At 58.2% G+C, this 13,282-nt stretch carries 10 protein-coding genes and 1 tRNA gene; 2 read left to right on the top strand and 9 right to left on the bottom strand.

What is annotated here, in order from left to right:
* Positions 1-71: 71 nt before the first annotated feature.
* The 8 genes from secG to CIC07_RS01435 all read right to left on the bottom strand — a co-directional run bounded on the left by secG (position 72) and on the right by CIC07_RS01435 (position 10,166).
* Positions 72-302: a preprotein translocase subunit SecG gene (gene secG, locus CIC07_RS01470; protein WP_048744964.1), complete on the bottom strand. Its 231-nt coding sequence runs from the start codon at positions 300-302 to the stop codon at positions 72-74.
* A 226-nt stretch (positions 303-528) separates the two neighbouring features.
* Positions 529-1,293, bottom strand: coding sequence for a sugar phosphate isomerase/epimerase family protein (locus tag CIC07_RS01465; protein WP_076359092.1), 765 nt, complete (start codon positions 1,291-1,293; stop codon positions 529-531).
* Positions 1,294-2,531: 1,238 nt separating this feature from the next.
* Positions 2,532-3,827 carry a phosphopyruvate hydratase gene (gene eno, locus CIC07_RS01460; protein ID WP_076359093.1) on the bottom strand — a complete coding sequence of 432 codons (1,296 nt, stop codon included), beginning with the start codon at positions 3,825-3,827 and terminating at the stop codon, positions 2,532-2,534.
* Positions 3,828-4,104: 277 nt separating this feature from the next.
* Entirely contained in the window at positions 4,105-5,643 is a 1,539-nt protein-coding gene (gene gpmI, locus CIC07_RS01455) for a 2,3-bisphosphoglycerate-independent phosphoglycerate mutase (RefSeq protein WP_076359094.1), read from the bottom strand.
* Position 5,644: 1 nt separating this feature from the next.
* On the bottom strand, positions 5,645-6,400 hold the full coding sequence (gene tpiA, locus CIC07_RS01450; protein WP_076359146.1) for a triose-phosphate isomerase: 756 nt from the start codon (positions 6,398-6,400) through the stop codon (positions 5,645-5,647).
* A 276-nt stretch (positions 6,401-6,676) separates the two neighbouring features.
* Positions 6,677-7,858, bottom strand: coding sequence for a phosphoglycerate kinase (locus CIC07_RS01445; protein ID WP_076359095.1), 1,182 nt, complete (start codon positions 7,856-7,858; stop codon positions 6,677-6,679).
* 112 nt (positions 7,859-7,970) lie between these two features.
* Complete coding sequence (gap, locus tag CIC07_RS01440) at positions 7,971-8,975, bottom strand: type I glyceraldehyde-3-phosphate dehydrogenase (RefSeq protein ID WP_048745358.1); 1,005 nt, start codon at positions 8,973-8,975, stop codon at positions 7,971-7,973.
* Between the two features lie 165 nt (positions 8,976-9,140).
* On the bottom strand, positions 9,141-10,166 hold the full coding sequence (locus CIC07_RS01435; protein WP_076359096.1) for a sugar-binding transcriptional regulator: 1,026 nt from the start codon (positions 10,164-10,166) through the stop codon (positions 9,141-9,143).
* 230 nt (positions 10,167-10,396) lie between these two features.
* On the opposite strand from CIC07_RS01435, the gene CIC07_RS01430 reads away from it, so the two are divergent.
* Positions 10,397-10,471: transfer RNA gene (locus CIC07_RS01430), tRNA-Arg, on the top strand.
* Between the two features lie 289 nt (positions 10,472-10,760).
* Positions 10,761-11,342, top strand: a complete 582-nt coding sequence (gene clpP, locus CIC07_RS01425) for an ATP-dependent Clp endopeptidase proteolytic subunit ClpP (RefSeq protein WP_174806401.1) — start codon at positions 10,761-10,763, stop codon at positions 11,340-11,342.
* A 58-nt stretch (positions 11,343-11,400) separates the two neighbouring features.
* Here clpP and CIC07_RS01420 read toward each other — a convergent pair whose 3' ends face one another.
* Complete coding sequence (locus CIC07_RS01420; protein WP_076359097.1) at positions 11,401-12,192, bottom strand: SIMPL domain-containing protein; 792 nt, start codon at positions 12,190-12,192, stop codon at positions 11,401-11,403.
* Positions 12,193-13,282: the final 1,090 nt, after the last annotated feature.

The raw sequence follows: 13,282 nt of genomic DNA, 5'->3' as shown, positions 1-13,282 counted from the left end.
ATCAACCCACCTGCGCGACAATAAAAAGAAAAAGCGGGGATCTCCCCCGCTTTATCGATGCATTCGGCTTGCTATTTCAGGTAAGCGACCAGAAGCGCCAGGATGAAAAATCCGGCTGCCAGTCCAATCGTCAGGCGCTGCAGGAACAGATCCAGTCCGCGAGCTTTCTGCTTGCCGAACAGGTGCTCCGCTCCGCCGGAGATCGCTCCGGAGAGGCCTGCGCTCTTGCCCTTTTGCAGCAATACGACCGCAATCAAACCAAGGGAAAAAATCACGAGCAGAATTTTCAGAAATGTATCCATGCGTTTGTTACCTCCCAGCTTTCGTACAGCCTCCCGGCTGCCTGCCGCTAATGAATAGCTGAAGTTTTGCACATGCAGATCGCCTTCCACGCCGCGGAAAACGGTTTGCATGGGCAAAACCGTTCATGAACAGCACTCTGATTGTACCATAGGCATCCGCCCGAGAACAAGAGAAAGCCGCTGGACGCTTCCGGGCCGGAAGGTCGGGCGGCTATCGGCGCTTCTCTTAGTAGCCTTTGCTGCGCAGGTAGTCGAGGCTGAGCTTCGCGCTCTCGAGCGACGAGCTGGCGAACTCCTCCTGCTCCACGATGAAATACTCGACGCCGGCTTTCTCGGCAATGGCGAAGACGCTCTCGAAATCAACGACTCCGCTGCCCACTTCCGTATCGCGGCGGCCGTCCCCGAAGTCCTTCAGATGGATGACCGGAGTGCGCCCGGCATATCTCTTGACGTATTCCGCAGGCGATTGGCCGCCCATATGCACCCAGCCGAGGTCGAATTCCATGATCATCAGATCGGCGGGAATCTTGTCCAGCAGAATGTCGATGAGCGGCTTGCCGTCCACCAGCTTGAATTCAAAGTCATGGTTGTGGTAGCCGTACGTCAAGCCCGCTTCCTTCACCTGGCGAGCCGCCCGCTCGAGAGTCAGCGCGAGGCTTTCTACATCGGCCATTGTAGGGCTTTCAGGCAGCGGAGCCCACGGAGTAATCATATACTTGAGTCCGATTTCCTTGGCGAATTCAATCTGCTTGGCGAGATCGGCTTCGATCTTGTCCGGTTCGTTGAAGCTCAGGCCGACGTGGGCGGACACCGCCTTGATGCCGGTTTCCTCCATCACCTTCTTCAGGTCTGACGCGCTCGTGTTGAAATATCCGGCGAATTCCACGTACGCATAGCCCATTTCAGCTACCTTGCGAATCGTTCCGAGGAAGTCCTTTTCCGTCTGGTCGCGGAGCGTGTACAGCTGCAATCCGACTTGAGGTTTTGCCATCGTTCCTAACACCGCCTGTTCAATTGGGATAGGTACAGTATAGCGCTTTCAACAAGGGGCAGCTATGCCCGTTTTTGTGCCGTTTGTTTGTGATTTTGGCACGAGCGTCCTGAGCCTATACTCACGGTATGGCTGCGATTCCGGCACGATTGTCCCGAGCCTCCATTCAGGATCGCCGCTATTCAATGGGGTTCGGCGCTGTTTGGAGCCATTGATGTCGTTCCTTTTTTCGCCCCGCCGCATAGTCTTCGTCCCGAGCATCAAAGACACGTTTGAGGACATGACCTCCTTCATTTGTCCCGGTTTAGCTCTTTTCAAAACTTATCGGACATACGATCCGTTATTTGTTTCGATTCAGCTCTTTTCAGATCGTATCGGACATACGATCCGTTATTTGTGAACAATTATCCCTTTCCCGATTAAAGATGAGGAAATAACGGAACGTATGTCCGATAAAAATGAAATTCCGGGATATCCTCGAAAATAACGGATCCTATGTCCGATAGCTTGATCCAGCCTCGATTTTTCAGCTTATCCGCGTTGAAGCTACTCTGCGTCTATGTCCTCATTCTCATTCTATGCCTGATTCATTCCGCCCTTCATTCTACTCCGTTGTCTAGCCCAATTCCTACCCTTGCCGCTACCTTGGTTACCGCTGCCTTGCCGATGCCGCTAGCCTTGCCATTGTCGTTACCATTGCCGTCGCTGTTACCTTGCCGTTGCCCGCTATCTTGCCATTGCCGTTACCTTGTCGCTATCTTGGTTACCGCTGCCTTGCCGTTGCCGCTAACCTTGCCATTGTCGTTACCATTGCCGTCGCTGTTACCTTGCCATTGCCCGCTATCTTGCCCCGTTACCATTGCCGTTGCAGTTACCTTGCCGTTGCCGCTATCTTGCCATTGTCATTGCCTCGCCCTTGTCGTTACCATTGCCGTTACCTTTCCGGTTCCTTGCCGCTGCCTTCCCGATCCTCTTGCCGTTTCCCGGCCTTGACCAATCCCCCCCCCTTGCTCCACCGGTCCAAAAGAATGGTTCCGCCTCTTTCTCGGCTCGCTCAAGCCACTAAAAGGCTATTGCGCCCCATGACCGCCCTTGCCGTCATTCCCTAATCCAAACCCTTCACTCCCCGGCCGCTTAAAATGGCAAAAACCCAGCCAAATGCAAAAAATCCCCCGCGCTTCCACGCAGGGGATTCCGATGAACCTGACCGGCCGGCATCAAGCCAGCCCGAAATGTTCTTATTTCTTGAGGTTCTTGAGGTTGTAGAACGCGCTGCGGCCGGCGTATTGAGCCGTAGAGCCGAGCTGGTCCTCGATGCGGAGCAGTTGGTTGTACTTCGCTACGCGGTCCGTACGGGAAGGAGCGCCCGTTTTGATCTGGCCGGCGTTCGTCGCAACGGCGATGTCGGCGATCGTGCTGTCTTCGCTCTCGCCGGAACGGTGGGAGATGACAGCCGTGTAGCCGGCGCGTTTCGCCATTTCGATCGCGTCGAAAGTCTCGGTCAGGGAACCGATCTGGTTGACTTTGACGAGGATCGAGTTGCCCACGCCTTTGTCGATGCCGTCGGAGAGACGCTCGGTGTTGGTGACGAACAGGTCGTCGCCGACGAGCTGGACTTTGCCGCCGAGCTTATCGGTCAGCAGCTTCCAGCCTTCCCAGTCGTCTTCGGAGCAGCCGTCTTCGATCGTGAGGATCGGGTACTTGTCCGCCCAGCTTGCGAGCAGGTCCACGAATTCAGCCGAAGTGTAGGATTTGCCTTCGCCTTCGAGGTGGTACTTGCCGTCTTTGTAGAACTCGGTGGAAGCAACGTCCATGCCGAGGAAGACGTCGACGCCCGGCTTGTAGCCCGCGCGCTCGATTGCGGAGATGATCGTCGTGATCGCCTCTTCGTTGGAGCCGAGGTTCGGAGCGAAGCCGCCTTCGTCGCCTACAGCCGTGTTCAGGCCTTTGTCCTTGAGGACGGACTTCAGGTTGTGGAAGATTTCTGCGCCGATGCGCAGAGCTTCCTTGAAGCTTTCAGCACCGACAGGAAGAACCATGAACTCCTGCACGTCGACGTTGTTGTCGGCATGCTCGCCGCCGTTGATGATGTTCATCATCGGAACCGGCAGTACTTTGGCGTTGAATCCGCCGAGGTACGTGTAGAGCGGGATGTCCAGAGCGTCCGCAGCCGCGCGGGCTACAGCCATGGACACGGCCAGGATCGCGTTCGCGCCCAGCTTGCCTTTGTTGTGCGTGCCGTCGAGCTCGATCATCTTGCGGTCGATCAGCACTTGATCGAGAGCGTCGAGGCCGATGATTTCCGGAGCGATCAGCGTGTTTACATTTTCAACGGCTTTCAGAACGCCCTTGCCGAGGTAGCGGCCTTTGTCGCCGTCGCGAAGCTCTACAGCCTCGTAAGCGCCGGTGGATGCGCCGGACGGTACGATGGCGCGGCCCTTGCCGCCGGATTCCAGGGATACTTCCACTTCAACCGTAGGGTTGCCGCGGGAGTCGAGCACTTCGCGTGCGTATACGTCAACGATGATAGACATAATGTTTGAACACTCCTTATCGAATGTGGGGTTGCAGACAGATCCGTCCGCATGGCTGGCACTGAATACAGTATACCAGCCACAGCGCTTCGGGACGAGTTTCCGCCTTTGATTTTTGGCAAAAGGAGCGCGGAATATCCGATCGGGCCGGTTCGCTCCGGCTCCCTTTGCACTCTCTTGAGCATAAGCCGCCTGGCGGCCTATCCCTTGTTGGTCAGGCTATAACCGTCCATCCGCCATAAAACCGCCTGGCGGCTTGGCCCCGCTTGAAGGCGGCTTAAGTCTTGTTGATCAGGCTTTGGCCGGTCATTTCAACCGGCTGCGGCAGCTCGAGCAGATCGAGCAGCGTCGGCGCGATGTCGGCCAGAATGCCGTTCTCGCGAAGCGTGACGCCCTGCTTGGTGACGATCAGCGGCACTGGGTTGGTTGTATGCGCCGTGAACGGGCGTCCGTCCGGTCCGATGACCATGTCCGCGTTGCCGTGGTCGGCCGTGATGAGCACGACGCCGCCCTTGGCGAGCACGGCGTCGACGACGCGGCCCATGCACTCGTCCGTCGCCTCGACCGCCTTGATCGTCGGCTCCAGCATGCCGGAGTGGCCGACCATGTCGGGGTTCGCGAAGTTCAGGATGATCGCGTCATGCTTGTCGGAGTTGATCTCGCGCACGGCGGCGTCCGCCACCTCGTAGGCGCTCATCTCCGGCTGCAGGTCGTAGGTCGCGACCTTAGGGGAGTTGATCAGGACGCGGGTCTCGCCCGGCAGCTCCTGGTCGCGTCCGCCGCTGAAGAAGAACGTCACATGCGGGTATTTCTCCGTCTCGGCGATCCTCAGCTGCGTTTTGCCCTGCTGCACGAGCACCTCGCCGAACGTGTTGTCGAGGTTCTTCGGCTTGTAGGCGACAAAGCCCCCGACCGACTCGCTGAACAGCGTCAGGCAGACGAAGTACAGATCCTTCGGAGCCTTGTCGCCGCGGTCGAAGCCGCGGAAGTCTTCGTTCATGAACACTTGGGACAGCTGGATGGCGCGGTCCGGGCGGAAGTTGAAGAACACGACCGCGTCCTCGGACTCCACGAGCGAGACCGGCGAGCCGTCTCCTTCCGTGATGACCGTCGGCATGACGAATTCATCCATGACCGATTTCTCGTACGATTCCCGCACGGCGCGGATCGGATCGGTGTATTTCGGACCGTCTCCGTACACCATCGCGCGGTAGGACTTCTCCACGCGCTCCCAGCGCTTGTCGCGGTCCATCGCATAGTAGCGGCCTTGTACGGTCGCGATGCGGCCGATTCCGAGCTCCTCGATCTTCGCCTGCAGCTCGGTCAGATAGCCGACGGCGCTGTCCGGAGCGACGTCGCGTCCGTCGAGAAAGGCATGGATGTAAACCTGATCCAGCCCTTCCTTCTTGGCCAGCTCGAGCAGCGCGAACAGATGCTGGATATGGCTGTGCACGCCGCCGTCGCTGAGCAGGCCGTACAGATGCAGCTTCTTGCCGTTCAGCTTGGCATGGCGCACGGCGCCGAGCAGCGTATCGTTGTCGAAAAACTCGCCGTCGCGGATCGACTTCGTGATCCGGGTGAGGTCCTGATAGACGATGCGTCCCGCGCCGATATTGAGATGGCCGACCTCGGAGTTGCCCATCTGGCCTTCGGGAAGGCCGACAGCTTCGCCGCAGGCGGTCAGCGTCGTATGGGGGAACTGGGCCATGAAGCGGTCGTAGTTCGGCTTATTGGCCTGAGCGACCGCATTGCCCACGACATCATTGCGGAGGCCGAAGCCGTCCATGATGATCAGTGCGACCGGTTTGGGAGCCATGTTACTTCGCCCCCTCGACCAGAGCGATATAGGAAGCCGGTTCCAGACTTGCGCCGCCCACGAGAGCGCCGTCGATGTTCGCCTGGCCCATGTATTCCTTCACGTTGGCGGGCTTCACGCTGCCGCCGTATTGGATGCGGACCGCATCTGCCGTCGCTTGGCCGTACAGTCCGGCAACGACTTCACGGATGTAGGCAATGACATCCTCGGCGTCTTCGGCCGTGGAGGATTTGCCGGTTCCGATCGCCCAGATCGGCTCGTAGGCGATGACGACTTCCGCAGCTTGCTCGGCGGAGAGGCCTTGGAACGCGCCTTCCGTCTGCACTTTGCATACGTTTTTGGTCTCGCCGGCTTCGCGCTCTTCGAGCTTCTCGCCGACGCAGAGAATCGGGGTCAGGCCGTGCTTGAACGCGGCCGCGACTTTCTTGTTCACGATCTCGTCCGTCTCGCCGAAGTACGCGCGGCGCTCGGAGTGGCCGACGATGACGTATTTCACGCCCAGATCGGCCAGCATGAGACCGGAGATCTCACCCGTGAACGCGCCGTTGTCTTCGAAATGAAGGTTTTGCGCGCCGATGGCGATTTTCGTTCCTTTTGCCGCCTCGACGAGGGCAGGCAGCGTCGTGTACGGAGCGCAGATGACGCTCTCGACGCCGTCGACCTCGGCTCCGCCTTTCACTTCGCTGAAGAAGGATACGGCCTCGGATACCGTTTTGAACATCTTCCAGTTGCCTGCGATGATTGGAGTTCTTGCCATGACGATCATTCCTCTCCTGAAAGTCTCCGGGCGTGCTCCATATCCGGCTCCGCGTGCAGGAAGTCCCTCCGATCGCTGTTGAAGAAGGATTCCCTGATTCGATCCGCTCAGCGGTCGGAATCCATCTTCAAAGGCGAACGCCCACCCCGTTCCAGCTTCCATCGGGCATTGCCGATGAAAAGAAACGGGATGAGCTTCTACAGGACCATCCTGCCCTCTGCGCCTCCGGAGCATCGCCTAAAGCTTTTCCCTCGCTCCACTCGGGAGAAAGAGATGTTACTTATCGTTCAGGGCGACTACGCCCGGAAGAACCTTGCCTTCCATGAACTCCAGGGAAGCGCCGCCGCCCGTGGAGATATGGTCCATCTTGTCGGCCAGATGGAACTTCTCGGCTGCCGCAGCGGAATCGCCGCCGCCGATGACCGTGTAGCCTTCCGTCTCGGCGCAAGCTTGCGCAACGGCGCGGGTGCCGTGCGAGAACGGCTCGATCTCGAATACGCCCATCGGGCCGTTCCAGACGACCAGCTTGGATTCCTTGATGACTTTGGCATACAGCTCGCGGGTTTTCGGCCCGATGTCGATGCCTTCCCAGTCGGCCGGAATGCCGTCCACGTCGACGATCTTCGTGTTGGCGTCCTTGCTGAAGTCGTCGGATACGACGATATCGACCGGAATCAGGAAGTTCTTACCAAGCTTCTTGGCTTTCTCGATGAATTCCAGAGCAAGGTCCAGCTTGGAGTTGTCCACGAGGGATTGTCCGATTTCATGGCCTTGAGCCTTGAAGAACGTGTAGGACAGGCCGCCGCCGATGATGATGTTGTCGGCGATCTCGATCATCTTGTTGATGACGTCGATTTTGTCCTTGACCTTGGAGCCGCCGACGATAGCCGTGAACGGACGCTCCGGATTGTTCAGCGCCTTGCCGAGCACATCCAGCTCTTTCTCCATCAGAAGGCCGGATACGGCCGGAAGCAGATGGGCGATGCCTTCCGTAGAGGCATGGGCGCGGTGAGCGGCGCCGAAGGCGTCATTCACGAACAGGTCGGCCAGCGAAGCGAGCTGCTTGGCGAACTCCGGATCGTTCTTTTCCTCGCCCGGGTTGAAGCGGGTGTTCTCAAGCAGCAGCACGTCGCCGTCCTGCAGCGCGGCGGCTTTCGCCTGCGCATCGGGACCGGCGGTATCGTCGGCTTTGGCGACCGGCTTGCCGATCAGCTCGGCGAGGCGCGCAGCGACCGGAGTCAGGCGCAGCTCCTCCTTCAATTCGCCGCCAGGACGGCCGAAGTGAGCGGCCAGAATGACGCGGGCGCCCTTCTCGATCAGGTACTGGATCGTAGGCAGCGTTTCCCGGATCCGGGTGTCGTCGGTAATCGATCCATTTTCCATCGGCACGTTGAAATCGACGCGTACGAATACGCGCTTGCCCGCTACTTCCACATCACGAACGCTCTTCTTGTTCACAGCTGCTCGCCCTCCCGGTAGTGATTTCTATGGATAAAACATTGCTAAAGAGGAGAACGATCAATCGTCTCTCCTCTTTAGCTGTGGAATCGTCTATGCGATTAGGGACTTCTTACAGGCCTTTGGAAGCGATGTAAGCAGCCAGGTCGACGACACGGTTGGAGTAGCCCCACTCGTTGTCGTACCAGGAGATGACTTTGACCATGTTGCCTTCGACAACCATCGTCGACAGGGCGTCGATCGTGGAGGAAGCGGCATTGCCGTTGTAGTCGCTCGATACGAGCGGCTCTTCGGAGTAGAACAGGATGCCTTTCATGGAGCCTTCGGAAGCTTCCTTCAGGGCAGCGTTCACTTCTTCAACCGTCACATTCGATTTCACTTCGGCTACGAGGTCCGTTACGGAAACGTTTTTCGTAGGAACGCGCATAGCCATGCCGTTCAGCTTGCCTTTGAGCTCAGGCAGAACGAGGGATACGGCTTTGGCAGCGCCCGTGGAGGAAGGAATGATGTTTTCTGCGGCAGCGCGTGCGCGGCGCAGGTCCTTGTGAGGAACGTCCAGTACGGATTGGTCGTTCGTGTAGGAGTGGATCGTCGTCATCATGCCTTTTACGATGCCGAACTTGTCGTTCAGAACTTTGGCGAAAGGAGCCAGGCAGTTCGTCGTACAGGAAGCGTTGGAGATGACCGTGTGAGCGGAAGCGTCGTATTGGTCTTCGTTGACGCCCATGACGATCGTGATGTCTTCGTTTGTTGCCGGAGCGGAGATGATGACTTTTTTCGCTCCGCCTTTAAGGTGAAGCTCGGCTTTTTCTTTAGCCGTGAAGATGCCCGTCGACTCAACGACGATCTCGGCGCCTACGGAGCCCCAAGGCAGGTTTTCCGGGTTGCGCTCGGCAAAGACTTTGATCTCGCGGCCGTTGACGACAAGCGCGCCTTCTTTAGCTTCTACCGTAGCGTCCAGGACGCCGTGGGTGGTGTCATATTTCAGCAGGTGGGCCAGCGTTTTCGTGTCCGTCAGGTCGTTCACAGCGACGATTTGAACCTCGCTGTTGTTCAGTGCTGCGCGGAAGACGTTGCGTCCGATACGGCCAAATCCGTTAATACCAACTTTAACCATGGTTGATATTCCTCCTGTTAAATGAAGTTTGATGATGCATCTATCTCAAAGCAATTCGCATGCCCTGCCCCTGGCAGGCGCAGAGCCCGCGGATTGCCATGAAAACAAGTCTGTCCCCGCGGCGCCTGGAAGGACAAGAACCATTATCGCCTTGCGGCATGGCTCTTATTCCGTCAGCGCCGCGATTTCGAGGGCGGCCGCCTCGTCGGTGACGAGGATGTCCTCGTGGCCGAATCTCAGCACCGCCGAGATGGCCTCCGCCTTGGAGCGGCCGCCGGCCACCCCGATGACGACCTCGGTCGTCACGATGTCTTCGAGCCGGATGCCGGCGGTCTGCATCTTGTGCACGACGTTGCCGCTGCGGTCGAAATAGTAGCCCCAGGCTTCGGCAAGCGCGCCGTCGGCCTTGAGCGAGTCGACCAATCCGCCGTCGATCCGTCTGCGCCGGGCCATCACCATGGCGTCTCCGATGCCGTGGATGACGATGCGGGCGCTGCGGATGACCTCGACGATCTCCTTCACTCCGGGCTCCTGCATGAGGCTTGTGTAGGCCTCTTCGCTGAGATGGTCCGGGACGTGGAGCATCCGGTACTGCGCACCCGTCCGCTTGGCCATCGTCGAGACGATCGTGCTCGCCTGGTATTCCAGGCTCTCTCCGAGCCCTCCTCGCGCCGGCACGAACAGGTTGCTCCGGCGCGGCGAGCTCGAGGCGAGCTGCGAGGCGACGCCCGCAAGCGTCGTGCCCCCGGTCACCGCCACGACATCCCGCTCGCCCAGCACCTGCAGGAGCGCCGCGGCTCCGGCACGGCCAAGCTCCCGCTTGGAGCTGTCCGACTTCTCGGAATCGCCGGGCACGATGATGACCTTCTGCAGGCCGAAGCGCTGCTTGAGCTTCTCCTCCAGGTCGCTGAGGCCGAGCAGCCCTCCGAGCTCGGGCTCCATCTCCTCCAGCAGCCGCCGTCCGGCCGGGCTGATGGACATGCCGGAGGACTTGATCTCCAGCAAGCCCTGCTCCTTCAGGAAATCCGTCTCCGCCCTCAGCACCCTCTCTGTCATCGACAGGGAGGCAGCCAGCGTCCGGCGGCCGATCATATCCGAGAGCATGACTTGGTGCAGGATCGCATAACGGCGGCGGAGCGTATCGACGAGATCCGGAACGAGCTGACGCTGCAAATCAATAATGCTGCGCATGAGCGCCCCCACTCCACTCGTGCATGGCCGTCATGGGACATTTTTCGTCCCGGCCATTCATTTTACGTCCCACACCATTATTTTACCTCTTTTAGATAACCCCCGCAAGTGAGGAATACCCGATGAAAACGGTTGCCGACACCCAATTTTCGGATTTCTTTTCCTGGAAACCTTTAGTGTTGCTTTTTCCTGCCAGCTGTTATACAATCTTAGACGTTACGTTTTTACAAGCGCCCGTGGTCCAATGGATATGACGTAGGCCTCCGGAGCCTGAGATCTAGGTTCGATTCCTAGCGGGCGCGCCAATTTACACATATGGCTTCATTACATAGAAGGACCGGCATTCGTGCCGGTCCTTTTTTTGCATCCGGAGGAGATCGGCCTATGATCGGGAGAGCGCCTCGCCGCTCGTGCTGCCGGAGGCGGAAGATCCGGGTTTAGAGAATAAGGAAGCCGGTTAAAATGGGCTATTGAAGGCTGCCTCGACCTCTTTGACCAAATTTGACTTTAAAATCGCAATCCATTAAAATGAGAAAGCAGCACCCCGCATATCCACTATTTATGAAGGTTATAAGGAGGGACTCGCACTTGGACATGAATTTTGTGCCTATGGTCATCGAGCAAAGCAACCGCGGTGAGCGCGCCTATGATATTTATTCCCGGCTGCTCAAGGACCGCATCATCTTCCTCGGCACCGGCGTCAACGATGTGGTGGCCAACTCCATCATCGCCCAAATGCTGTTCCTTGCAGCGGACGATCCGGAGAAGGACATCTCGCTTTATATCAACAGCCCCGGCGGCTCCATCACGGCCGGCATGGCGATCTACGACACGATGCAGTTCATCAAGCCGGATGTCTCTACGATCTGCGTCGGCATGGCGGCTTCCATGGGCGCGTTCCTGCTGACAGCAGGCGCCAAGGGCAAGCGGTACGCGCTGCCGAACAGCGAGGTCATGATCCATCAGCCGCTCGGCGGAGCCGAAGGCCAGGCGAGCGACATCGAGATCCGTGCCCGCCGCATCCTCAAGATGCGCGACAAGCTGAACGCCATCCTGTCCGAGCGCACCGGCCAGCCGCTGGAGCGCATCGAGAAGGACACCGACCGCGACAACTTCATGAGCGCGGAAGAGGCGACGGCTTACGGCCTCGTCGACAAAGTCATCGAGAAGCTGTAAGCTCGGCAGAATAGACAAAAAAAGCAGCCCCCGGATTTTCTTGGGGGCTGCTTTTTTTCTATTTGAGCGAGAACAAAACCGTAATGTCGGAGGTGACGTCCACCTCGCCTGCATCCACGACGGTGTTGGCCGAGGAATCCGACGCTGCCGCCACTTTCATCTGTGCCCTCTCGAGGACCGGCTGCACGACCTGGGCCCCGTTCTCGGAGATCGAGACGACCTCGCCGAGCGTGCGGCCCGATGCCTGAGCCAGCGCCATCGCTTTGGCCTTGGCGGCCTCGACCGCCTTCTGCAGCGCCTGCTGCGTGTAGGCGTCTCCTTTTTCCGTTCCGAAGGAGATGTTGTTGATCCGATTGGCGCCCGCCGTTGCAAGACCGTCGACGAGATCGCCTGTCTTATCCATGTTGCGGTAGGAAATCTGGATGTCCTGCACCGCCGTGTATCCGGTCAGCACTTGGCCTTCCTTATCCGTATAGCGGTATTGCGGCTGCACCGAATAATTCGTCGTCTTCAGATCCTTCTCCGCGACTCCGTAAGTGCCTGTCAACGCCTTGCGCACGGCATCGTATTTCTTGGCCGCTCCAGCCTGCGCTTCCTTGGCCGTCTTGGCCGTCACCGACACGCCAGCCGATACATAGGCGATATCCGGCGCGACCGACACCTTGCCTGTTCCCGTTACCGCGACTGTGTTCAACACTGCATTCTCCGTTCCTGCGGCAAATGCCGGCTTGTTGAGCGGCTGACCGCCCAGTGCATTCCAGGCCATCAAAGATCCCGCTGTGATTCCCGCTGCAAGAAGCAGCACCTTGCTCTTATGCATCAGCCCGCCAGCCGCATTTCGTTTGTCCATTCCCAGCGCCTCCTTAGGTGTTGTCCTCTTGAAACGGCATGCAGATCCAAAAGGTTGCATTTACCATAAAGGATTGACGATATGGGTTACTTTGAGACCCGAAAGCGGACAGAGCCGAGTCTGAAGCCGGCTCAGTTTGAGAAGGGAAGGCCCGGCTTGCCGCAGATTTCAGCCTCAAGCCCGGTTCCATGCCGGGCATAACTTGCCGTATCGCCGGCTGCAGCACGGTTCGATTGACATCGGGCACACCTCCGCATCCGCCGCCTCCAGCAAGGGTTGATGTCGGAACCGCATTCAATTTCCGCCGGCTGCAGCACGGTTCGATTGACATCGGGCACACCTTCCGCATCCGCCGCCCCAGTTCAGTCCGATGCCGGGCATAACAGCCCGTATCAATAGCCTTCATTGCGATTGCATCGGACATGCCTTCGACATCCGCCTGCTCCAGCCCAATTCCATGTTATCGGACATACGATCCGCTATTTCAATGATTTCAGCCTATTTTGACTGTTATCGGACATACGATCCGCTATTTCAGGCCAAACATGTCCCTTCCATCCCTGTTAAAGAAAATAACGGATCTCATGTCCGTTAAATTTATTGTAATGGCAAAATTGAACCCAATAGCGGATCCTATGTCCGATACCGAATTCAATTTCGCCAAGGCCAATCCTGCGCCTCCAACGGCTATGCAGGATTGGATGCCCATGCCAGGATAGGCGTTGGCAACAAACCGTGACACCACCACCCGCCTATGCTCCAGTTCAACCGGCTATGCTCCAGTTCAACCGCCTATGCGCCAGTTCAACCCCCATGCTCCAGTTGACTGACTATGCGCCAGTTCAACCGACTAGCGCAGTGGCATACCTAGGGCGAGAAGCGATGCTACCCGAAAAACTGCGACTCCCCTGTCACCCCGCCCCACGCTCCCTTCCGACATTCCTAACGAGCATAACGATGGCGGATCAAAAGTTTCGCAACCCGCCAAAACCGCATTCAGCTCAAAACACTCCCGCGAATACCAGCCTGCGGAAATCAAAAAAAGCCCCCTGCGGGAGCTTTCGTGAAGACCGTCCGAGGCTGCGCATGC

Source organism: Paenibacillus sp. RUD330 (assembly GCF_002243345.2).
Taxonomy (GTDB): domain Bacteria; phylum Bacillota; class Bacilli; order Paenibacillales; family Paenibacillaceae; genus Paenibacillus_O.
The sequence above is the reverse complement of the archived record's forward strand: the minus strand, read 5'-3'. Positions and strand labels throughout refer to the sequence as shown.